This window comes from Escherichia sp. MR (assembly GCF_005280595.1).
In the GTDB taxonomy this organism is placed as follows: Bacteria; Pseudomonadota; Gammaproteobacteria; order Enterobacterales; family Enterobacteriaceae; genus Escherichia; species Escherichia ruysiae.
On the sequence record NZ_SZVK01000004.1, the window covers coordinates 1 to 22,693 of the forward strand.

The window sequence follows — 22,693 nt, forward strand, 5'->3', positions numbered from 1 at the left end:
GTGATTAGCTCAGCTGGGAGAGCACCTCCCTTACAAGGAGGGGGTCGGCGGTTCGATCCCGTCATCACCCACCACTTCGGGTCGTTAGCTCAGTTGGTAGAGCAGTTGACTTTTAATCAATTGGTCGCAGGTTCGAATCCTGCACGACCCACCAGTGTAAAAAAGCGCCCTAAAGGCGCTTTTTTGCTATGTGCGATTTGCGAAATTGCCAGATTCGCTTCGCTTATCAGACCTACGATTTCCGGCTATCTCCCCCTCGCCTACTGTCTCAATGCTGCCAACAGCTTAACCATCGCGGGCGTCACCTGCTGCGTTTCATAAACAATATATAAATCTGCCGGGATGCGCTCTTTGAGCGGACGGAAAATGACACCAGGCCAGTTCATCTGTGCATAGCTGTCTGCTATCAATGTGATACCAATGCCCATACTGATCATGGCCAGCACCGTTTGTGGTTCATTAACTTCGCGAATAACAACCGGTGAAAAACCCGCCTGCTGACAAACGCGCTGCAAAAATTCCCAGTCAGTGTACACGGGCGGCATTGTGACAAAATACTCGTCACGTAGTGCTTCCAGCGGAACGTCGGAATATGATGAGAGGTGATGCTCTTCAGGCATCGCTACCAGAAACGCCGATTCATGCAAGCGTAAGCTGGTAAAATCTTCCGGTGGTTCTGTCGCCATTCGCCAGATCCCGGCATCGAGTTCGCGGCGCTCCAACAGCGCCATTTGCATCGCAGGCATCTTTTCGCGAAACAGTACTTCAACGTTGGGGTTTTCCCTAAGGAATCGCCGCATAACCGGCCGCATCCGTCCCCACATTGCCGTTCCGACCACACCGAGTTCAATCCGCCCTGCTTCTCCCCGGCCTATTTGTTCAATCCGAGCCAACACCTGATTTGCATTCATCAGCAACCGGCGCGATTCTTCCATCAAGATTTTGCCCGCGTGTGTCAGGGCGACGCTGCGCGAATGACGAATAAAAAGCTGTGTGCCGAGTTGATTTTCCAGCTCTTTAATATGAATACTGAGCGGAGGCTGAGACATATTTAAACGCGCCGCTGCGCGGCCAAAATGTAACTCTTCCGCTACAGCAAGAAAATAACGGAGCAACTTAAGGTCTGTTCTGTAAATGCGTTCCATAATTAAATGCTCCGTTTAATAAATATATCTTATTAAATTATCACGGCATAAAGTATTTCACCACCAGATAACCTACATACATAAACACAATAGATAATATACCCGGCAATACATTTGGCACGGGAATAGGTAACCGCACGATTGTAAATAAAGCACCAATACCAAAACCGACGCCAGAAGAAAATAAAATATCTTTCATTAATTAACCTTTATCATAAAAGCAGCCCTGAAAAACGGAGCTGCCAGTTCTTTTAATGTGTCACTGTTCGATGTGTTATCTTTTCAGGGTCATGGTTATATTTAAATCCAAAGAAAAATATCACTGCGAGGAAAAGAGAATATCCTGCAAACATCAGCCAGATAGTTTGCCAGTCTTTTACGCCATCTACCGAGAAGTAATCCACTGCCATGCCGCTCAGAATCGAGCCAACCCAAGCACCGACACCATTTACCATGGTCATAAAGAGCCCCTGTGCGCTGGCACGAATGTTGGAATCAACTTCCTGTTCAACAAAGACCGAACCGGAAATATTGAAGAAATCAAATGCGCAGCCGTAAACAATCATCGACAGCAGCAGCAAAATAAACCCAGTTGGTGACGGATCGCCATAAGCAAAGAAGCCAAAGCGCAGCGTCCAGGCCACCATACTCATAAGCATGACCGTTTTGATGCCGAAACGCTTCAAAAAGAACGGAATCGTCAGAATGAAACCGACTTCAGCCATCTGTGAAACTGACAATAAAATGGACGGATATTTCACCACGAAGCTATCAGCAAACTCCGGGTTACGGGCAAAATCATGCAGGAACGGGTTGCCAAAAACGTTGGTAATTTGCAGTACCGCGCCCAGCATCATGGCGAAGAGGAAAAAGATGGCCATACGCGGATTTTTGAATAGCACAAACGCGTCCAGACCGAGTTTACTGGCAAGCGAAGTAGTCACTTTTTTCTGCGCAACAGGAATTTTAGGCAAAGTCAGCGCGTAAGCCGACAGCAGCAGAGACGCGCCGGAAGCGATATACAATTGCAGGCTGCTCAATTCCAGATGCAGTAAGCTTACTGCCCACATCGCAATGATGAACCCCACCGTACCAAAAACGCGAATAGGCGGGAAAGCTGTCACCGGGTCAAGCCCGGCCTGGGCGAGGCAGGAATAAGAGACGCTGTTTGATAACGCGATGGTCGGCATAAATGCCATCGCATTGACTAACATCACCCAAAACATCGTATCCGGATCACTGACGGATGCCGCATAAAAAAGCACGCCAGCACACACCAGGTGGCACAGCATATATGCGCGTTCCGCACGCAGCCATTTATCCGCGATAATCCCCATAATGCCGGGCATAATAATCGCAGCAATCCCTTTGGAGCTGTAGACCATACCGACGTTAGCGCCGGTAAAATGAAGGGTATTAATCATGTAGGAACCGAGGGTAACCAGCCAGCTCCCCCAGATAAAATATTGCAAAAAGGACATTACCTTTAAGCGCAAAGCGATGCTCATAATCGTTTCCTTGTCGCATCATGTGGCCTCACCCGTGAGGCCGTTTATTGTTGTTTTAATCAGGCAATATTGCGCAGAAAGCCGCAAATAAGGTTGATAAAGTTCTGCTTAGAGAGATCCGCTGCCGCCAACGTTTGGGTATGCGAGAGCTTCACGTCACTCAGACCTTCCGCCATATTGGTAATCGCAGAAACGGCCACGACCTTCAGGTCACAATGGCGTGCTGAAATAACTTCAGGCACAACGGACATTCCAACGACATCCCCGCCAATAATTTGCATCATGCGAATCTCTGCCGCCGTTTCGAAATTCGGCCCCGGATACGAGACGAACACACCTTCCGTCAGGGGGAAACCCTCTTCTTTCGCCACTTTTTGCAACAGTGCGCGGTAGTCCGCATCGTAGGCATTCGCCAGCGAGAAGAAGCGTTCGCCAAAGCGTTCATCGTTAAGACCCACCATCGGTGTACCTGGCATGGTGTTGATGTGGTCTTTCAGCGCAACCAGACTGCCCGCACCGACTTCCGGACGCAGTGAGCCCGCCGCATTGGTGCAGAACAGCAGTTCACAGCCCAGCAATTTGAAAGTACGAATCGCGTCGGTCATGATGGTCATTCCACGACCTTCATAGAAATGCCCTCGACCTTTCATACATGCCACCGGAACGCCCTGGAGATGCCCCAACACCAGCTCACCCGCATGTCCATGCACCGTACTCACCGGGAAACCCGGCAGCTTTTCATAGGAAATGGCGACAGCGTTATCAATCTGATCGGCCAGCGCGCCCAGCCCGGAACCTAAAATAAAAGCCACTCGTGGTGTGAAATCAGGTTTATAAGCCTGGATAATATCGACGCAATATAGCGGGTTATGAGAAAATTGAGCCTGAGACATATATATCCTTTTTTCAGTAGGGTTGAATCTAATGTCTTTTTATAGCGAAGTTGTCCCGGCTCTTACCAATACACTTTCCTCACGCATTCAATAGTGATTCGATATCGATGGATTTATATCTTTTCACTATTAATTCCCAGCAAAAACTGTATTGGCGATATTCACTCCCTTGCATTAACAATATGCTGTTTTTAACAAACCACTTTATTAAGCAATCTACTAATAACGATCGGCATAGGGAATTATGCTATGAAAAAACATCTTTTAACTCTGACGCTCACCTCTTTATTAGCCATACCTGTTATATCTCATGCAGAATTTAAAGGTGGGTTTGCAGATATCGGCGTGCATTACCTGGACTGGACCAGCCGAACCACCGAGAAATCGTCAACTAAGTCACACAAAGATGATTTTGGTTATCTGGAACTGGAAGGCGGTGCCAACTTTAGTTGGGGAGAAATGTACGGGTTTTTCGACTGGGAAAACTTTTATAACGACCACCACGATAAACCAGGTAGTGAGCAGCGTTATACCTTTAAAAATACCAACCGCATTTACCTGGGCAATACCGGATTTAATCTCTACCTGCACGCGTATGGCACCTACGGTTCTGCAAATCGGGTAAATTTCCACGACGATATGTTCCTGTACGGTTTTGGCTACAACTTCACCGGTAACAGTTGGTGGTTCAAACCTTTCTTTGCCAAACGCTATACGGATCAAACCTATTACACGGGCGATAACGGCTACGTGGCAGGTTGGGTTGCGGGTTACAGCTTTATGCTGGGCAGAGAGAAATTCACCCTCACCAACTGGAACGAGTACGAGTTTGACCGTGATGCCACCTACGCAACAGGTAATGGCGGTAAAGAAGGGCTGAACGGTGCGGTCGCCCTCTGGTGGAATGCTACCCCGAATATAACTACGGGGCTTCAGTATCGCTACGCGGACGACAAGCTGGGAGAAGCCTGGTATCAGGACGCCATCATTTACTCGGTCAAATTTAACTTCTGAACCATTTCTGCCGGGATTCCCGGCAGAAATGCATAACACGATATATGATACAACGGCTCCCCTTCTCGCCCTGCCATCACTATTCCCCCTGTTCTTGCTCCACGTCCTCTAATGCTTCACCAGCTGTTGAAAGTGTCCGGTTCTTCCTTCGCTACTGTGACGAAAACCTTTAATTGTTTTAAAGAGTCATTCATCTATTTTCTTCATGAATGAATGCAATAAATCAATTTTATTTCTCAAACTGGAAGAAGCACAATAGAACCATCGATTATCTGGAGCCTTTATGAAACTTTTTCGTATCCTCGATCCTTTCACCTTAACCCTGGTCACGGTGGTGTTACTGGCTTCTTTCTTTCCGGCCAGAGGCGATTTCGTCCCCTTCTTTGAAAATCTGACCACAGCAGCCATTGCCCTGCTGTTCTTTATGCACGGCGCGAAGTTGTCGCGAGAGGCCATTATTGCAGGCGGTAGTCACTGGCGACTGCATTTGTGGGTGATGTGCAGTACCTTCGTGCTGTTTCCGGTTCTGGGCGTGTTGTTTGCCTGGTGGAAACCAGTAAACGTCGATCCAATGCTCTATTCCGGCTTTCTCTATCTTTGCATTCTTCCTGCCACGGTGCAGTCTGCAATCGCTTTTACCTCGATGGCGGGCGGTAACGTTGCGGCGGCCGTTTGTTCTGCATCAGCATCCAGCCTGCTGGGTATTTTCCTTTCGCCATTGCTGGTTGGTCTGGTAATGAATGTTCACGGTGCAGAGGGCAGCCTCGAACAGGTCGGTAAGATTATGCTGCAGCTGTTACTACCTTTTGTGTTGGGGCATCTTTCTCGCCCGTGGATTGGCAACTGGGTGGCGCGCAATAAAAAGTGGATTGCGAAAACTGACCAGACCTCCATTCTGTTGGTGGTCTATACGGCCTTCAGCGAAGCTGTTGTTAACGGCATCTGGCACAAAGTCGGCTGGGGATCGTTGCTGTTTATCGTGGTGGTCAGCTGCGTGCTGTTGGCTATCGTGATTGTGATTAACGTCTTTATGGCACGCCGACTGGGTTTCAATAAGGCGGATGAGATAACGATTGTCTTCTGTGGTTCGAAAAAGAGCCTGGCGAATGGTATTCCGATGGCGAACATTCTGTTCCCAACGTCAGTTATCGGTATGATGGTGCTGCCACTGATGATTTTCCATCAGATCCAGCTGATGGTTTGCGCGGTGCTGGCGCGTCGTTATAAGCGCCAGACCGAGCAACTACAGGCGCAGCAGGAAAGCCACGCAGGGAAGATTTAAAGCGGACGTTTCAGGGGCTGAACCAGTTGCGTCAGCCCCTCGGTTTTAATCAGCAGCGTGATTTGCATTAGCTCACCGAGTTTTCCTGCCGGGAACTCATCCTTGCGGGCAAACCACAAAAGATACTCTTCCGGCAGGTCGATTAAGCGACGCCCTTTGTACTTGCCAAACGGCATTATCGTATTGGCTATTTCAATCAGCTGCTCTTTTTCCATCTCAGTTACCCAGCAAACGTAGCATCTCTGCTTCGTCGATCACTTCAATGCCCAATTCCTGCGCTTTCGCCAGTTTAGAACCTGCGGCTTCTCCGGCGATCACCAGATCGGTTTTCTTCGAAACGCTGCCCGCGACTTTCGCGCCCAGTTCGACCAGGCGAGCTTTAGCATCATCACGCGACATCTGACTTAAGCTACCGGTGAGCACCACGGTTTTACCGGCAAACGGACTGTCGATCTCTTCCGCGTTAATCACCACCGGCGCAGGCCAGTGAACACCTTCCGCCAACAGCTCGCTGATGACATTGCGGTTACTGTCTTCGGCAAAGAAGTTGTGAACATGGGATGCGACGACAATTCCGACATCGGGCACTTTTTGCAGCTCTTCAATCGAGGCTGCTTCCAGTGCGTCCAGCGTGCCGAAATATGCTGCCAAACCTGCTGCAGTGGCCTCGCCGACTTCGCGAATGCCAAGCGCATAAAGGAAGCGAGCAAAGGTGGTTTCTTTCGCTTTTTCCAGCGCGCTAACCACGTTTTGCGCTGATTTCGGCCCCATTCTCTCCAGTCCGGTCAGTTTGCCTGCGGTGAGTTTAAACAGGTCAGCAGGTGTGTGGACGTACTCTTTTTCAACCAGCTGGTCGATGATTTTGTCACCCATACCGTCAACGTCCATCGCGCGACGGGAAACAAAATGTTTCAGCGACTCTTTACGCTGAGCGCCGCAAATCAGGCCACCGGTACAGCGGGCGACTGCTTCTCCTTCCACACGCTCGACGTCAGAACCACATACCGGGCAATGTGTCGGGAACTCTACGGCACGGGTATCTTCCGGGCGTTCAGAAAGCACGACGTTAACCACCTGCGGGATCACATCGCCAGCGCGGCGGATCACCACTTTATCGCCAATGCGTAAACCAAGACGTTCGATTTCATCGGCATTGTGTAAGGTAGCATTGCTCACCAGCACGCCTGCAACATGTACAGGTTCCAGACGCGCAACGGGCGTAATAGCGCCGGTACGTCCAACCTGAAACTCAACGTCGCGCACGAAAGTCATCTGTTCCTGCGCCGGGAATTTAAACGCCACAGCCCAGCGCGGGGCACGTGAAACAAACCCAAGCTGTTCCTGCTGCGCCAGTGAGTTGACTTTAATCACCACACCGTCGATATCAAAGCCCAGCGTCGGACGGTCTTCTTCCACTTTGTGGTAAAACGCCAGCACCTCTTCTGCCGATTCACATAACGTGACACGATCGCTGACCGGTAATCCCCACTTTTTAAATTGCATTAAACGACCAAGATGGGTGTCCGGCAGCTCGCCGCCTTCCAGCACACCAACGCCGTAGCAGAAGAACGTGAGCGGTCGCTTCGCCGTGATACGCGGATCAAGCTGACGCAGCGAACCTGCCGCAGCATTACGTGGGTTAGCAAATACTTTCCCGCCCGTGCGTCGCGCCTCTTCGTTGATCTTTTCGAACCCTGCTTGTGGCAGGAATACTTCACCACGCACTTCCAGGCGCGCCGGGATATTCTCACCATGCAATTTCAGCGGAATCGCGCGAATAGTACGGACGTTAGAGGTGATGTCTTCGCCGGTGGTGCCATCACCACGGGTCGCCGCACTGACCAGAACGCCATTCTCATACAGAATGCTGACGGCAAGGCCATCAAGCTTCAGCTCACAGCACCAGGTGACTTTTTCGTTACTTTTCAGACGATCCAGTACGCGTTTGTTGAAAGCGAGAAAACTCTCTTCATCAAAAACGTTGTCCAGCGACAGCATCGGTACTTCATGACGGATCTGGCTGAAGGCTGCCAGCGGCGCTGCACCTACGCGCTGGGTTGGTGAATCCGGGGTAATGAGTTCCGGATGTTTTGCTTCCAGCTCGCGCAGCTCACGCATCAGCCTGTCGTATTCAGCGTCGGGAATTTCCGGCGCATCCATCACATGATAAAGATATTCATGATGGCGAAGCGTCGTTCGCAGTTCTGTGAGTTGTCTTTCGATTGATTCCATATCGCACCATCAATGCTAAAAACCCCCGACAAGCGGGGGTTCGAAGAAGAGTTAATTTGCCTTAAGTGTATCAGACGTTAGCGTCTTTCACTTCGCGGATGATGTCCTGATACTCGCGCAGTTTCTGCGGAGTCATCATACGGCGCTGATCGTCAAGAACTACGCCACCGACTTCATCAGCGATATGCTGCGCAGATTGCAGCATCAGCTTGAAGTTTTGCAGTTCATCACCATAAGACGGAACCTGCATAAAGATAGTGACGCCAGGAGTGGTGAAATCCTTCATTTCAGGATCGAATGTTCCCGGTTTCACCATATTCGCCAAGCTGAATAACGCAGGGCCACTGCCGTCCGGGCTGAGATGACGATGGTAAATATTCATATCGCCAAAGATAAAGCCCGCCTGCTGAATGCTGTTAAGAAGCAGTTCACCATTCAGCTCGCTACCGTGATGCGCCGCGACGTTCATAATGATCACCGCTTCTTTACGCTTCGGCTTATCCATGACAGGTGCCGGTTCATTTACAGGTTCAGGCTGCGGTGCCGCTACGGGTTCCGCAACCTGGAAAGCCTGCTGCGCTGGTTGGGGCGCTGGCTGCGTCGGTTGCGGAGCTGGCGGTACTTGCGAAGCAACCTGCTGTTCAGGCTGCGGCTGGTAGGTCGGCTGCTGAACCGGCTGCGGTTGCTGAACCGGCTGCGCTGAATGCGGAGCATGTTGCGGCGATACCTGCGCTTCAGGCGGCTGCTGAACCGGTTGACGCGGCTGCGCAGACGCATAAGGCGGTTGGTACTGGTGTTGCGGCGACGGACGAGCAGCCTCATGCTCCTGGGCGTTAGCCGGGGCATGATTTACGCGGTGAACACGAACCTCACCAACGCCCTCATCATCTTCGACATCCTCATCATAAGAATCGTCGTCACGTTTTGACTTCATTCGTTTTAATGGCCGATCGCGGAACATAGAAGATCGTTCTTTACGGCTGGTCCAGAAACCATGTACCAGTAAAGCGATTATGGCGATCGCGCCAACAATGATTAATATCAGACGCAAATCCTGCATCATTATATTCTCTGTTGTTCTAACACCTTGCCACCACGGCAAACATTTACTCACTAAGAGTATTTGCCGATTACCTCGAGTGCAAGTGCACTCTTAACTTTCACAGCACAAAGATAGATGAAATCGTGCTTTTTGCTGTTTTTTCGAACATATCCTAACTGTCCATTGCGCAATTACCCGGTAAAATACGCAGAATTTTCCTGGGATTGGTCAAAAGGAGCATCTCCTGATTATGGTTTCAACATACACATCTTCCCCACGCAGCGGTTTTTACTATTTTGCGCAAGGCTGGAAGCTCGTCTCGCAACCCGGGATTCGGCGTTTTGTCATTTTACCTCTGTTGGTCAATATTTTGTTGATGGGAAGTGCATTCTGGTGGCTCTTTACCCAACTGGATGTCTGGATCCCATCATTAATGAGCCACGTGCCTGACTGGCTGCAATGGTTAAGCTATTTGCTGTGGCCTGTCGCGGTTCTCTCCGTGCTGCTGATTTTTGGCTATTTTTTCTCAACTATTGCGAACTGGATTGCCGCGCCATTTAACGGTTTATTGGCTGAACAACTGGAAGCAAGGCTGACAGGCGCTACGCCGCCGGATACCGGAATTTTGGGTATCATGAAAGATGTGCCGCGAATTATGAAACGCGAATGGCAAAAATTTGCGTGGTATTTGCCACGCGCCATCGTATTGCTGATCCTCTACTTTATCCCTGGCATCGGGCAAACCGTCGCGCCAGCGTTGTGGTTCCTGTTCAGCGCCTGGATGTTAGCCATTCAGTACTGCGACTATCCGTTCGACAACCACAAAGTGCCGTTTAAAGAGATGCGCACTGCCCTGCGCACGCGCAAAATCACTAACATGCAGTTTGGCGCATTAACGAGTCTGTTCACGATGATCCCGGTGCTCAACCTGTTCATCATGCCGGTGGCCGTCTGTGGCGCGACAGCAATGTGGGTCGATTGCTATCGCGCTAAACATGCACTATGGCGGTAACAATCTTCCGATTATTTTGTAAACTATTTGTATGAAACAAGGGTGGCTTATGCCACCCTTATTCCATCTTGCAAGTCATTATTTCCCTTCTGCATATAGATATGCTAAATCCTTACTTCCGCATATTCTCTGAGCGGGTATGCTACCTGTTGTATCCCAATTTCATACAGTTAAGGACAGGCCATGAGTAAGATTTTTGAAGATAACTCGCTGACTATCGGTCACACACCGCTGGTTCGCCTGAATCGCATCGGTAACGGACGTATTCTGGCGAAGGTGGAATCTCGTAACCCCAGCTTCAGCGTTAAGTGCCGTATCGGTGCCAATATGATTTGGGATGCCGAAAAACGCGGCGTGCTGAAACCCGGCGTTGAACTGGTTGAACCCACCAGCGGCAACACTGGTATTGCTCTGGCTTATGTGGCAGCCGCTCGCGGTTATAAACTCACTCTGACCATGCCAGAGACAATGAGTATTGAACGCCGCAAACTGCTGAAAGCCCTGGGCGCAAACCTGGTACTGACTGAAGGCGCGAAGGGCATGAAAGGCGCGATTCAAAAAGCAGAAGAAATTGTCGCCAGTAACCCAGAGAAATACCTGCTGCTACAACAATTCAGCAACCCGGCGAATCCGGAAATTCATGAAAAAACCACCGGTCCGGAGATCTGGGAAGATACCGACGGTCAGGTTGATGTATTTATTGCGGGTGTCGGTACTGGCGGTACGCTGACCGGCGTCAGCCGCTACATTAAAGGCACCAAAGGCAAGACTGACCTCATCTCTGTTGCCGTTGAGCCAACCGATTCTCCCGTTATCGCCCAGGCGCTGGCAGGTGAAGAAATAAAACCCGGCCCGCATAAAATTCAGGGCATCGGCGCTGGCTTTATCCCGGCTAACCTTGATCTCAAACTGGTCGATAAAGTTATTGGCATCACCAATGAAGAAGCTATCTCTACTGCACGTCGTTTAATGGAAGAAGAAGGCATTCTTGCCGGAATCTCTTCCGGCGCGGCGGTTGCTGCGGCGTTGAAACTACAAGAAGATGAAAGCTTTACCAATAAGAATATTGTGGTTATTCTGCCATCATCGGGTGAGCGTTATTTAAGCACCGCATTATTTGCCGATCTCTTTACCGAAAAAGAATTGCAACAGTAATGCCAGGTTGTTAAAAATGCGTAAAAAAGCACCTTTTCAGGTGCTTTTTTGTGGCCTACTTCAAATTTTAGCCTCTCCTGGCATTGATTCAGCCTGTCGGAACTGGTATTTAACCTGACTAATTATTTTGATGCGCGAAATTAATCGTTACAGGAAAAGCCTTAGCTGAATCGATTTTATGATTTGGTTCAATTCTTCCTTTAGCGGCATAATGTTTAATGATGAACGAAACGTCAGCGGTCGATATCCGCCAGCAATGGACTGTACAGAACACTTCGTGCGTCGCGTCTGTTAAAAACTGGCGCTAACAATACAGGCTAAAGTCAAACCGCCAGGCTAGACTTTAGTTCCACAACACTAAACCTATAAGTTGGGGAAATACAATGTTCCAGCAAGAAGTTACCATTACCGCTCCGAACGGTCTGCACACCCGCCCTGCTGCCCAGTTTGTAAAAGAAGCTAAGGGCTTCACTTCTGAAATTACTGTGACTTCCAACGGCAAAAGCGCCAGCGCGAAAAGCCTGTTTAAACTGCAGACTCTGGGCCTGACTCAAGGGACCGTTGTGACTATCTCCGCTGAAGGCGAAGACGAGCAGAAAGCGGTTGAACATCTGGTTAAACTGATGGCGGAACTCGAGTAATTTCCCGGGTTCTTTTAAAAATCAGTCACAAGTAAGGTAGGGTTATGATTTCAGGCATTTTAGCATCCCCGGGTATCGCTTTCGGTAAAGCTCTGCTTCTGAAAGAAGACGAAATCGTCATTGACCGGAAAAAAATTTCTGCCGACCAGGTTGATCAGGAAGTTGAACGTTTTCTGAGCGGTCGTGCCAAGGCATCAGCCCAGCTGGAAACGATCAAAACGAAAGCTGGTGAAACGTTCGGTGAAGAAAAAGAAGCCATCTTTGAAGGGCATATTATGCTGCTCGAAGATGAGGAGCTGGAGCAGGAAATCATAGCCCTGATTAAAGATAAGCACATGACGGCTGACGCAGCTGCTCATGAAGTTATTGAAGGTCAGGCTTCTGCCCTGGAAGAACTGGATGATGAATACCTGAAAGAGCGTGCGGCTGACGTGCGTGATATCGGTAAGCGCCTGCTGCGCAACATCCTGGGTCTGAAGATTATCGATCTGAGCGCCATTCAGGATGAAGTCATTCTGGTTGCCGCTGACCTGACACCGTCCGAAACCGCACAGTTGAACCTGAAGAAGGTGCTGGGTTTCATCACCGACGCGGGTGGCCGTACTTCCCACACTTCTATTATGGCGCGTTCTCTGGAGCTGCCGGCCATCGTGGGTACTGGTAGCGTCACTTCGCAGGTGAAAAATGACGACTATCTGATTCTGGATGCCGTAAATAATCAGGTTTACGTCAATCCAACCAACGAAGTTATCGATAAATTGCGCGCTGTTCAGGAGCAAGTTGCTTCTGAAAAAGCAGAGCTTGCTAAACTGAAAGATCTCCCGGCTATTACGCTGGACGGTCACCAGGTAGAAGTGTGCGCTAACATCGGTACTGTTCGTGATGTTGAAGGTGCAGAACGTAACGGCGCTGAAGGCGTTGGTCTGTATCGTACCGAATTCTTGTTCATGGACCGCGACGCGCTGCCAACAGAAGAAGAACAGTTTGCTGCCTATAAAGCAGTGGCTGAAGCGTGTGGTTCGCAGGCTGTTATCGTTCGTACCATGGATATTGGCGGCGACAAAGAGCTGCCGTACATGAACTTCCCGAAAGAAGAGAACCCGTTCCTCGGCTGGCGTGCTATCCGTATCGCGATGGATCGTAAAGAGATCCTGCGCGATCAGCTCCGCGCTATCCTGCGTGCCTCTGCTTTCGGTAAATTGCGCATCATGTTCCCGATGATCATCTCTGTCGAAGAAGTTCGCGCTCTGCGCAAAGAGATCGAAATCTACAAACAGGAATTGCGTGACGAAGGTAAAGCGTTTGACGAATCAATTGAAATTGGCGTAATGGTGGAAACACCGGCTGCCGCAACAATTGCGCGTCATTTAGCCAAAGAAGTTGATTTCTTTAGTATCGGCACCAATGATTTAACGCAGTACACTCTGGCAGTTGACCGTGGTAATGATATGATTTCACACCTTTACCAGCCAATGTCACCGTCCGTGCTGAACTTGATCAAGCAAGTTATTGATGCTTCTCATGCTGAAGGCAAATGGACTGGCATGTGTGGTGAGCTTGCTGGCGATGAACGTGCTACACTTCTGTTGCTGGGGATGGGTCTGGACGAATTCTCTATGAGCGCCATTTCTATCCCGCGCATTAAGAAGATTATCCGTAACACGAACTTCGAAGATGCGAAGGTGTTAGCAGAGCAGGCTCTTGCTCAACCGACAACGGACGAGTTAATGACGCTGGTTAACAAGTTCATTGAAGAAAAAACAATCTGCTAATCCACGAGATGCGGCCCAATTTACTGCTTAGGAGAAGATCATGGGTTTGTTCGATAAACTGAAATCTCTGGTTTCCGATGACAAAAAGGATACCGGAACTATTGAGATCATTGCTCCGCTCTCTGGCGAGATCGTCAATATCGAAGACGTGCCGGATGTCGTTTTTGCGGAAAAAATCGTTGGTGATGGCATTGCTATCAAACCAACTGGTAACAAAATGGTCGCTCCGGTTGACGGCACCATTGGTAAAATCTTTGAAACCAACCACGCGTTCTCTATCGAATCCGATAGCGGCGTTGAGCTGTTCGTCCACTTCGGTATCGACACCGTTGAACTGAAAGGCGAAGGCTTCAAGCGTATTGCTGAAGAAGGTCAGCGCGTGAAAGTTGGCGATACGGTTATTGAATTCGATCTGCCGCTGCTGGAAGAGAAAGCCAAGTCTACCCTGACTCCGGTTGTTATCTCCAACATGGACGAAATCAAAGAACTGATCAAACTGTCCGGTAGCGTGACTGTGGGTGAAACCCCGGTTATCCGCATCAAGAAGTAATTCTTGCCGCAATGAAAAATGGCGCCATCGGCGCCATTTTTTTATGCTTCTAACAGCGGCGGCAAAATCAATTCATCGCTCTCATGTTGCTGGGTATAACGCATTACCTCCAGCACACGTAAGCCCGCGCTGTGTACTGCGTCGGTTAACGCCTTCCCTTTCAGTAATCCACTAATAAGCTGGGCGCAAAACAGATCGCCAGTACCTTTCAGGTCGGTTTTTACCCGTGAATGGGAAATGACATTCACGCTATCGGCACTGACCACCACCACCTGCATCTCCTGGTGTTCTTCATTGCCGGAGGCGCTGGTAACAACCACCCATTTTAATGTCTCTGAAAGCAGGCTTTTTGCAGCAGCAATGGCGCTGTCGAGGTCGCGGCAGTTTTTACCGGTCAATATTTCCAGCTCAAAGATATTTGGCGTAATCCCCTGCGCCAGCGGCAGTAAATATTGCCGATACGCATCGGGAAGATCAGCTTTGACGTAAATACCGCTATCAATATCGCCAATCACCGGATCAACCATAATCAGCAAGTCAGGATGCTCTTCGCGTAAGGCTGTCAGCCATTCAGCAAGGATTTTGATTTGCGATGCCGTCCCCATATAGCCCGTGGTAACAGCGCGAAGTTGGCGCAGCGCATCACGCTCCTGAAGCGCACGCAAATAGCCACTAAACCACTCGTCCGGAATCGCACCACCGTAGAACGTATCGTAATGCGGCGTATTGCTCAGCAACACGGTCGGCACGGCAAAGACATTCAGGCCGTTCTGTTTAATCGCAGGCACGGCAATGCTGTTACCTACGCTGCCGTACACCACCTGCGACTGCACGGCGACGATATCCGCCTGCAGCGCCCTGCTCTTATCGTTAAACAACAACAAACTACTCATTTAGTTTTTCTCCTTGCCGATGATCCCCATCGTATTCCAACCGAAACTTTACCTGATTCTGGCAGTCAAATCGGCTATCACAAAACAAGGATAAGGTAATTCAGTGAAGAAAATCATTTGTCTGGTCATTACGCTGTTAATGGCACTTCCCGCTTACGCGAAGTTAACAGCCCATGAAGAAGCCCGCATCAACGCCATGCTAGAGGGATTAGCACAGAAAAAGGATTTGATATTTGTACGCAACGGCGATGAACACACCTGCGATGAAGCGGTTTCCCACCTGCGTCTGAAGCTGGGCAATACCCGTAATCGCATTGATACTGCCGAGCAATTTATTGATAAGGTTGCCTCGTCATCATCGATTACCGGAAAGCCTTACATTGTGAAGATCCCTGGTAAGAGCGATGAAAACGCGCAACCTTTTTTACATACGTTAATTGCCCAGACGGATAAAACGTTGCCTGCGCAATAAACTCAAATCCCCGCCCCCTGGCTAAAGTGTTCTTCGCCAAATACGCCGGTGGAAAGGTAGCGATCGCCGCGATCGCAGATGATCGCCACCACTACCGCGCCAGCGTTAGCTTTTGCCACGCGCAGTGCACCAGCAACCGCGCCGCCAGAACTAACGCCGCAGAAAATCCCTTCCCGCACCGCCAGTTCGCGCATGGTGTTTTCCGCATCGCGCTGATGAATATCCAGCACCTCATCCACCAGCGAGGCGTTGAAAATCCCCGGCAGATACTCTGCTGGCCAGCGGCGAATACCCGGAATGCTGCTGCCCTCTTCTGGCTGCAGGCCGACAATGGTCACCGGTTTGGATTGCTCGCGCATAAACCGTGACACACCGGTAATGGTGCCGGTTGTCCCCATACTGGAGACAAAATGGGTAATGCGCCCGCCGGTCTGCTGCCAGATTTCCGGCCCGGTGGTGGTGTAATGGGCGTAGGGGTTATCGGGGTTGTTGAACTGGTCAAGCAACTTGCCTTCGCCCCGGTTCGCCATTTCCAGCGCCAGATCGCGCGCACCTTCCATGCCTTGTTCTTTGGTCACCAGAATCAGTTCCGCACCGTAGGCACGCATCGCCGCACGGCGTTCCTGGCTCATGTTGTCGGGCATCAGCAATTTCATGCGATAGCCTTTTAGCGCGGCGATCATTGCCAGCGCAATGCCGGTGTTACCGCTGGTGGCTTCAATCAACACATCGCCCGGTTTAATCTCACCGCGTTTTTCCGCCTCAACAATCATCGATAGCGCCGCACGATCTTTCACCGAACCTGCCGGATTATTACCTTCCAGCTTTAACCAGACTTCACTGCCGTTATCCGGCCCCATTCGCTGTAACTTCACCAGAGGCGTATTGCCTATTGTTTGTTCTAATGTACTCACGATCTCTGTCCATACATGGTGTTGCCTGATGCGAGGCTTGTGCGTCTTATCAGGCCTACAGGTTACAAAACCTTGCCATTAAAAAGCCCGGATCGCGGGAAGCGCCTCCGGGCGTTTAACATTCACTCAACCTATCAGGCGCTTTGTGCGAGAGCAAGTTCCTCATCGCGGGTTTCGATACGCTCGTCACCGTTATACAGCCGCGCATGTTGCAGCCCAACAAACAGGCGATCGCCGCGTACTGGCGCGTCATCCCCGCGCATCACCACGGTTAGCGGGTCGTCATACCACCCCAGCGGCTGCACAACTAATTGGGTGTAGTGGCCTTTCGGGCTGGCTTCCAGTACCTGTACCGGCAGTGGCGAATCCAGGCTGGTGCGGCGGCTGATATCCACTTCCCACGGGCGCAGGAAGAGATCCACCGGCCCCTGATAGGCAGGCGTATATCCCAGCGGCCAGCGATGTGCGCCAACATGGAACTGCCCGCCGCGAATGGTGCCACGCAGACGGTTTACTTCGCCCATAAATTCCAGCACAAAACGGGTCGCCGGTTCGCGCCATACCTGATCCGGCGCGTCAGCCTGTTCAATATTGCCCTGGCTCATCACCACCACGCGGTTAGCGACTTCCATCGCTTCTTCCTGGTCGTGGGTCACAAAGACGCTGGTGAATTTCAGTTCTTCATGCAGTTGACGCAACCAACGACGCAGCTCTTTACGCACCTGCGCATCCAGTGCGCCAAACGGTTCATCAAGTAGCAGAATTTGCGGTTCAACAGCAAGCGCGCGCGCCAGCGCCACACGCTGTTTCTGACCGCCGGAAAGCTGCGCCGGATAACGGTCCGCCAGATGAGCAAGCTGCACCATCTCCAGCAATTTTGTCACTTTCGCTTTGATGGCTGCGGCATTTGGCCGCTCGCGACGCGGCAGCACCGTCAGGCCAAAAGCGATATTGTCGAATACCGTCATATGGCGGAACAACGCGTAATGCTGGAACACGAAACCGACTTTACGGTCGCGCGCGTGCAGGCGGCTGACGTCAGTGCCGTGGAAGCGAATATGTCCGCTGGTTTGATGTTCCAGCCCGGCAATAATACGCAGCAGCGTGGTTTTCCCGGAACCGGACGGCCCCAGCAGCGCGACCATCTGGCCTGAAGGAATATCCAGTGAGATATCGTTCAGCACCTGGGTGCGACCAAAAGACTTCTTAATCCTGGCAATCTCAATGCTCATGATGTTCCTCCTGCTGCGCGCGTTTTTCCTGATTCTCCAGGCGCCATTGCAACATACTCTTCAAAAACAGGGTGATAATCGCCATCAGCGTCAATAACGCCGCAGCGGTAAAGGAGCCGACAGTGTTGTAGTCCTGCTCCAGCAATTCAATTTGTAACGGCAGCGACAGCGTTTCACCGCGAATCGAGCCGGAAACCACCGACACCGCGCCAAACTCACCAATTGCGCGGGCGTTGGTCAGCACCACGCCGTAAAGTAGCGCCCAGCGAATATTCGGCAATGTGACGCGACGAAACATCTGCCAGCCAGATGCACCAAGCAAAATCGCCGCTTCGTCTTCCTGGCTGCCCTGGCTTAACATCACCGGCACCAGCTCGCGCACCACGAACGGGCAAGTCACGAAGATAGTGACCAGCACCATCCCCGGCCACGAGAACATAATTTGCAGGTTATGCTCGTCGAGCCAACCGCCCAGCGGGCCATTCGAGCCGTAAAACAGCAGATAGACCAGACCGGCAACCACCGGCGATACGGCAAACGGGATGTCCAGCAGCGTCAGCAGCAACTGACGTCCCGGAAAATCAAAACGCGTCACCAGCCAGGCCAGCAGAATGCCGAATACCAGGTTTACCGGTACGGCAATCAGGGCGATCATCACCGTCAGCCAGATGGCGTGCAGCATGTCCGGGTCGGCCAGATTCTGTAAAACCGGCATCAGCCCTTTGCTGAATGCCTGCACGAAGATGTAAATCATTGGCACCAGCAGGATGAACGCCGAAACCAGCATCCCGGTGCCAATCAGAAACCATTTGCCCCAGTTAATCGGGCGCGCGTCATAACGCTTCAATTGGGTAACTTCCGCCATTAATGACCTACCACACGCCGACCAAAGCGACTTTGCAGAGTGTTAATAGAGAACAGCAGCAGCAGTGATGCCGCGAGGATCACCGAAGCGATCGCGCTCGCCGCCGGGTAATCAAATTCCTGTAAGCGAACGAAAATCATCAGCGACGTCACTTCCGTCTTCCAGGCGATGTTCCCGGCGATAAAAATCACCGCGCCAAACTCACCGAGGCTACGGGTGAACGACAGCGCCACACCCGCCACCAGCGCAGGGGAAAGCTCCGGCAGCACCACTTTGCAGAAACTCTGCCAGCGCGTTGCTCCGAGCGTTTCCGCCGCTTCTTCATATTCCGGGCCTAACTCTTCAAGCACCGGCTGCACGGTACGCACCACAAACGGAATACTGGTAAAGGCCATTGCCACCGCAATCCCCAGCCAGGTGTAGGTGACTTTGATATCAAACTTCGCCAGCCATTCACCGTAAAAACCGTTGACCGAAAACAGCGAAGCCAGCGTTAAACCTGCTACCGCCGTCGGCAATGCAAACGGCAAATCCATCAGCGCATCAAGCAGAGTGCGCCCCGGAAAGCGATAGCGGGTTAGGATCCATGCCATCAGCAGACCGAAAACGCCGTTAAAAATCGATGCCACAAACGCCGACAGCAACGTCACTTTATAGGCCGCCACCACCTGCGGGTTGGTGATCACCTCCCAGTACTGCGCCCAGCTCATCTCAGAGAGCTGCATCACCAGTGCGGAAAGCGGCAGTAACAAAATCAGGCACACAAACAGCAGACTGGTGCCGAGGCTTAAGGTAAAGCCCGGCAGCACACGTCTGGAAGCGACGGCAAACATCAGCTACGCCCCGCCGCTAACAGCTTGTCTAACTCGCCGCCGCTGGTGAAGTGAGTTTTCATCACTTCCGGCCAGGAGCCAAATTTGTCTTCCACGCGGAACAGCTCGGTCTGCGGGAATTTATCTTTCAGTTTGTCCATAACTTCCGGGTTATTTACGCGGTAGTAATAGTCGGTGATGATGGTTTGCGCCTGCGGGCTGTAGAGCCAGTTCAGGTAAGCTTTGGCGGCTTTTTCCGTACCGTTGGCCTGCACGTTTTTATCCACCCACGCCACCGGGAACTCCGCCAGAATGTTGGTTTTTGGAATCACCACTTCGAAGCCCTGCGCTTCATACTGTTTACGGATGTTGTTCACTTCCGATTCGAAGCTGATCAGCACATCGCCCAAACCGCGCTCGGCAAAAGTGGTGGTTGCGCCACGACCGCCGGTATCGAACACTTCGACGTTTTTCAGGAACTGGGTCATAAACTGTTCGGTTTTGGCTTTATCGCCACCGTCGGCTTTATCCGCTGCGCCCCACGCGGCTAAATAGGTGTAGCGCGCGTTACCGGACGTTTTCGGGTTCGGGAAAATCAGCTTCACGTCGGAGCGAACCAAATCGTTCCAGTCGTGGATATTCTTCGGGTTGCCCTTACGCACCAGGAAGCCCATGGTGGAGTAGAACGGCGAGCTGTTGTTCGGCAGGCGCGACTGCCAGTCCGCCGGGATCAGCTTGCCTTTGTCGTGCAGGATTTGTACGTCGGTCACCTGGTTATAAGTAACAACGTCGGCTTTTAAGCCCTGCAAAATCGCCAGCGCCTGTTTTGATGACCCGGCATGGGATTGTTTTATCGTCAGTTTGTCGCCGCCGTTATCTTTTGCCCACTGCTGTTCAAACGGGGTATTCAGGGCGGCAAACAGCTCGCGGGAGACGTCATAAGAACTGTTAAGCAGTTCCGTTGCCTGCACGTGGCCAGCCAGCAGCAGCGAAGCGACCAGCGCGAGAGAGTTCTTTTTCAGTAAGTTAACGGCCATTGCGCACCCTTATATATTTAATGACTTTCTAATAGCCATCATATTTATAACGGGCATGAAAGGAGTAACGGTTTTATATACCGTTTGGTGATTTGGAAGTTGAAAAGGGAATAAGAACTTGGTTCAACAGGCGTAATTGTTGCAGTCAGTTTGAACACGGACAGCGCGGAGAAACCGGAGCGTACACATAGTACGTGAGTATTTCGAGCACTGCCCGGGGCAAAAATGACAAATAAAATAGCCTGGTGAACTTAGTTCAAGACAAAATCCTCCCCACTAATGCAGGGAGGAAACAGAGGTGAATCAGATGCCGACGCTAACCGTCTCCGGTAGTGTGCTACCGCCATCGATCACATTCTGTGTACCTGTTAAATAGCTGGATTCATCCGACGCGAGGAAGGCTGCCAGTTCGCCGACTTCCAGCGGATCGGCGAGGCGACGCAGCGGGATTGCTTTTGCCATTTCGGTGAGCACCGATTCCGGATCTTGCGGATTTGACTGACGGGCGATGCTTTCCGCCATTGGCGTGCGAACGTAACCAGGGCAGATTGCATTAACGCGAATCCCCGACTGTGCATACTCCACTGCCAGCGATTTGGTCAGCCCCACAATCGCCGCTTTCGTTAAGGCATACGCTGTTTCGCCCGGATCGGCCACCATATCGCCGGTGACCGAAGACATCATCACAATGCGACCATCTTTGCGGGCAATCATCTCCGGCAGCACCGCCTTCGTGACGTTCCAGACACCTTTGATATTGATATCAATATGGAAATCGCGATCGTCATCGCTCATTTCAAGAAAACTACCCAGACGGCAAACACCTGCGTTATTCACCAGAATATCAATGCGCCCTTCTTTTTCCTTCGCGCGCTTGATCGCTGCCGTAACTGACGCCGGGTCGCGTACATCGGCAATTACCGCCGTACAGCGATGACCACGACCACACAGCTCATCCGCCAGCTTTTCAATCTCAGGGGAGATATCCAGCAAGATTAGGTTTGCGCCATGACGCGCAAAGGTTCTGGCAATTCCTTCACCAATGCCTTGCGATGCGCCCGTAATCAGTGCTGTCTTGCCCGTGAGTTTACCCATTTCAAGTTTCTCCTTTTGAATACAGAGCATTACGCTCTATTGTCCCTACCATACCTGAATAACAGATCAATGCTGAGGAGTGGATCTAAATTCAGGAAAATCTTAAGTAAAATCTCCCTTAACCACAACTCTGTCATTGTATGCATTCCCTGCTGTACATAATCAGGCAGGGAGATATGATTCACTCCATATGAAATTATTCGAAGGCAAATATTTAAGGTGATTGTATATGCAACTTGAAAAAATGATTACTGAAGGTTCGAACAGCGCCTCGGCTGAAATCGACCGCGTATCGACGCTGGAAATGTGCCGAATTATCAATGATGAAGATAAAACCGTTCCATTGGCCGTTGAGCGAGTACTGCCGGATATCGCAGCGGCGATTGATGTCATCCACGCCCAGGTCAGCGGTAGTGGTCGTCTGATTTATCTCGGTGCCGGGACTTCCGGTCGGCTGGGGATTCTGGATGCCAGCGAGTGCCCCCCAACCTACGGCGTGAAACCTGGTCTGGTGGTTGGTTTGATTGCTGGCGGCGAATATGCCATTCAGCACGCGGTGGAAGGCGCGGAAGACAGCCGGGAAGGCGGCGTCAACGATCTGAAAAATATTGCGTTAACGGCGCAGGATGTGGTTGTCGGTATTGCTGCCAGTGGTCGCACGCCGTATGTGATTGCCGGGCTGGAATACGCTCGCCAGTTGGGCTGCCGCACGGTGGGCATTTCCTGTAATCCCGGTAGTGCTGTTTCAACAACCGCAGAGTTTGCTATTACGCCAGTCGTCGGGGCTGAAGTGGTTACCGGTTCTTCGCGGATGAAAGCAGGTACGGCGCAGAAACTGGTGCTCAACATGCTCTCCACCGGGCTGATGATTAAGTCAGGAAAAGTGTTCGGCAACCTGATGGTCGATGTGGTCGCCACCAATGAAAAACTACACGTGCGCCAGGTCAATATTGTCAAAAACGCGACCGGATGTAGCGCGGAACAGGCGGAAGCGGCGCTAATTGCCTGCGATCGCCACTGCAAAACAGCGATTGTAATGGTCTTGAAAAATCTCGATGCCGCAGAAGCGAAAAAACGCCTGGCGCAGCATGGCGGTTTTATTCGTAAGGCTCTGGAAAAGGAATAAC

Annotated in this window: 23 protein-coding genes and 1 tRNA gene; 10 read left to right on the forward strand and 14 right to left on the reverse strand. The window is 51.2% G+C overall.

Going from position 1 to position 22,693, the window contains the following annotated elements:
• The first annotated feature begins 78 nt into the window (after positions 1 to 78).
• A tRNA-Lys gene (locus FC814_RS02785) sits at positions 79 to 154 on the forward strand.
• A 106-nt stretch (positions 155 to 260) separates the two neighbouring features.
• On the opposite strand, the gene xapR is transcribed toward FC814_RS02785, so the two are convergent.
• From xapR to xapA, 4 genes are read right to left on the reverse strand one after another with little or no spacing between them, the layout of a single operon-like run.
• The gene (gene xapR, locus FC814_RS02790; protein ID WP_000439925.1) at positions 261 to 1,145 is read right to left on the reverse strand and encodes a DNA-binding transcriptional regulator XapR; all 885 of its coding nucleotides are present in this window, start codon (positions 1,143 to 1,145) and stop codon (positions 261 to 263) included.
• 40 nt (positions 1,146 to 1,185) lie between these two features.
• On the reverse strand, positions 1,186 to 1,344 hold the full coding sequence (locus FC814_RS02795; RefSeq protein ID WP_000651752.1) for a DUF1427 family protein: 159 nt from the start codon (positions 1,342 to 1,344) through the stop codon (positions 1,186 to 1,188).
• 52 nt (positions 1,345 to 1,396) lie between these two features.
• Positions 1,397 to 2,653 carry a xanthosine/proton symporter XapB gene (xapB, locus tag FC814_RS02800; protein WP_000020387.1) on the reverse strand — a complete coding sequence of 419 codons (1,257 nt, stop codon included), beginning with the start codon at positions 2,651 to 2,653 and terminating at the stop codon, positions 1,397 to 1,399.
• Between the two features lie 59 nt (positions 2,654 to 2,712).
• A complete protein-coding gene (gene xapA / locus FC814_RS02805; RefSeq protein ID WP_032225890.1) occupies positions 2,713 to 3,546 on the reverse strand; it encodes a xanthosine phosphorylase in 834 nt (277 codons plus the stop codon).
• Between the two features lie 249 nt (positions 3,547 to 3,795).
• On the opposite strand from xapA, the gene FC814_RS02810 reads away from it, so the two are divergent.
• Both FC814_RS02810 and FC814_RS02815 read left to right on the forward strand, forming a co-directional pair.
• Complete coding sequence (locus tag FC814_RS02810; RefSeq protein ID WP_137325478.1) at positions 3,796 to 4,560, forward strand: outer membrane protein OmpK; 765 nt, start codon at positions 3,796 to 3,798, stop codon at positions 4,558 to 4,560.
• Positions 4,561 to 4,843: 283 nt separating this feature from the next.
• Positions 4,844 to 5,842, forward strand: coding sequence for a bile acid:sodium symporter family protein (locus tag FC814_RS02815; protein ID WP_000765627.1), 999 nt, complete (start codon positions 4,844 to 4,846; stop codon positions 5,840 to 5,842).
• On the opposite strand, the gene FC814_RS02820 is transcribed toward FC814_RS02815, so the two are convergent.
• From FC814_RS02820 to zipA, 3 genes are all read right to left on the reverse strand, one after another.
• Positions 5,839 to 6,057 carry a DUF3820 family protein gene (locus FC814_RS02820; RefSeq protein ID WP_000410201.1) on the reverse strand — a complete coding sequence of 73 codons (219 nt, stop codon included), beginning with the start codon at positions 6,055 to 6,057 and terminating at the stop codon, positions 5,839 to 5,841. The two genes, FC814_RS02815 and FC814_RS02820, sit on opposite strands and share 4 nt — an antisense overlap.
• A gap of 1 nt (position 6,058) precedes the next feature.
• On the reverse strand, positions 6,059 to 8,074 hold the full coding sequence (gene ligA, locus FC814_RS02825; protein ID WP_137325479.1) for an NAD-dependent DNA ligase LigA: 2,016 nt from the start codon (positions 8,072 to 8,074) through the stop codon (positions 6,059 to 6,061).
• A 70-nt stretch (positions 8,075 to 8,144) separates the two neighbouring features.
• The gene (gene zipA / locus FC814_RS02830) at positions 8,145 to 9,137 is read right to left on the reverse strand and encodes a cell division protein ZipA (RefSeq protein WP_032225895.1); all 993 of its coding nucleotides are present in this window, start codon (positions 9,135 to 9,137) and stop codon (positions 8,145 to 8,147) included.
• Between the two features lie 229 nt (positions 9,138 to 9,366).
• On the opposite strand from zipA, the gene cysZ reads away from it, so the two are divergent.
• From cysZ to crr, 5 genes are all read left to right on the forward strand, one after another.
• On the forward strand, positions 9,367 to 10,128 hold the full coding sequence (cysZ, locus tag FC814_RS02835; RefSeq protein ID WP_137325480.1) for a sulfate transporter CysZ: 762 nt from the start codon (positions 9,367 to 9,369) through the stop codon (positions 10,126 to 10,128).
• Positions 10,129 to 10,311: 183 nt separating this feature from the next.
• Entirely contained in the window at positions 10,312 to 11,283 is a 972-nt protein-coding gene (cysK, locus tag FC814_RS02840; protein WP_000034402.1) for a cysteine synthase A, read from the forward strand.
• 383 nt (positions 11,284 to 11,666) lie between these two features.
• A complete protein-coding gene (ptsH, locus tag FC814_RS02845; protein WP_000487600.1) occupies positions 11,667 to 11,924 on the forward strand; it encodes a phosphocarrier protein Hpr in 258 nt (85 codons plus the stop codon).
• A gap of 44 nt (positions 11,925 to 11,968) precedes the next feature.
• Complete coding sequence (gene ptsI / locus FC814_RS02850; RefSeq protein ID WP_000623129.1) at positions 11,969 to 13,696, forward strand: phosphoenolpyruvate-protein phosphotransferase PtsI; 1,728 nt, start codon at positions 11,969 to 11,971, stop codon at positions 13,694 to 13,696.
• A 40-nt stretch (positions 13,697 to 13,736) separates the two neighbouring features.
• The gene (gene crr, locus FC814_RS02855; RefSeq protein ID WP_000522247.1) at positions 13,737 to 14,246 is read left to right on the forward strand and encodes a PTS glucose transporter subunit IIA; all 510 of its coding nucleotides are present in this window, start codon (positions 13,737 to 13,739) and stop codon (positions 14,244 to 14,246) included.
• Between the two features lie 41 nt (positions 14,247 to 14,287).
• On the opposite strand, the gene pdxK is transcribed toward crr, so the two are convergent.
• Positions 14,288 to 15,139 carry a pyridoxine/pyridoxal/pyridoxamine kinase gene (gene pdxK / locus FC814_RS02860; protein WP_000096632.1) on the reverse strand — a complete coding sequence of 284 codons (852 nt, stop codon included), beginning with the start codon at positions 15,137 to 15,139 and terminating at the stop codon, positions 14,288 to 14,290.
• A gap of 103 nt (positions 15,140 to 15,242) precedes the next feature.
• On the opposite strand from pdxK, the gene FC814_RS02865 reads away from it, so the two are divergent.
• A complete protein-coding gene (locus FC814_RS02865) occupies positions 15,243 to 15,611 on the forward strand; it encodes a YfeK family protein (protein WP_105281156.1) in 369 nt (122 codons plus the stop codon).
• A 2-nt stretch (positions 15,612 to 15,613) separates the two neighbouring features.
• On the opposite strand, the gene cysM is transcribed toward FC814_RS02865, so the two are convergent.
• From cysM to ucpA, 6 genes are all read right to left on the reverse strand, one after another.
• On the reverse strand, positions 15,614 to 16,525 hold the full coding sequence (gene cysM / locus FC814_RS02870) for a cysteine synthase B (RefSeq protein ID WP_000105472.1): 912 nt from the start codon (positions 16,523 to 16,525) through the stop codon (positions 15,614 to 15,616).
• A 134-nt stretch (positions 16,526 to 16,659) separates the two neighbouring features.
• Positions 16,660 to 17,757: a sulfate/thiosulfate ABC transporter ATP-binding protein CysA gene (gene cysA / locus FC814_RS02875; RefSeq protein ID WP_000021084.1), complete on the reverse strand. Its 1,098-nt coding sequence runs from the start codon at positions 17,755 to 17,757 to the stop codon at positions 16,660 to 16,662.
• Positions 17,747 to 18,622 (reverse strand): sulfate/thiosulfate ABC transporter permease CysW, encoded by an 876-nt coding sequence (cysW, locus tag FC814_RS02880; protein ID WP_000852695.1) that lies wholly within the window; start codon positions 18,620 to 18,622, stop codon positions 17,747 to 17,749. The genes cysA and cysW overlap by 11 nt, the downstream gene beginning before the upstream one ends.
• On the reverse strand, positions 18,622 to 19,455 hold the full coding sequence (cysT, locus tag FC814_RS02885) for a sulfate/thiosulfate ABC transporter permease CysT (protein ID WP_032225900.1): 834 nt from the start codon (positions 19,453 to 19,455) through the stop codon (positions 18,622 to 18,624). The genes cysW and cysT overlap by 1 nt, the downstream gene beginning before the upstream one ends.
• Positions 19,455 to 20,471 (reverse strand): thiosulfate/sulfate ABC transporter substrate-binding protein CysP, encoded by a 1,017-nt coding sequence (cysP, locus tag FC814_RS02890; protein WP_000290254.1) that lies wholly within the window; start codon positions 20,469 to 20,471, stop codon positions 19,455 to 19,457. Before cysP ends, cysT begins: the two co-directional genes overlap by 1 nt.
• Positions 20,472 to 20,774: 303 nt before the next feature.
• Positions 20,775 to 21,566: an SDR family oxidoreductase UcpA gene (gene ucpA / locus FC814_RS02895; protein ID WP_000517454.1), complete on the reverse strand. Its 792-nt coding sequence runs from the start codon at positions 21,564 to 21,566 to the stop codon at positions 20,775 to 20,777.
• Between the two features lie 229 nt (positions 21,567 to 21,795).
• Here ucpA and murQ point away from each other — a divergent pair, with 229 nt between their 5' ends.
• The gene (gene murQ, locus FC814_RS02900; protein WP_137325481.1) at positions 21,796 to 22,692 is read left to right on the forward strand and encodes an N-acetylmuramic acid 6-phosphate etherase; all 897 of its coding nucleotides are present in this window, start codon (positions 21,796 to 21,798) and stop codon (positions 22,690 to 22,692) included.
• The last annotated feature ends 1 nt before the right edge of the window (position 22,693 follow it).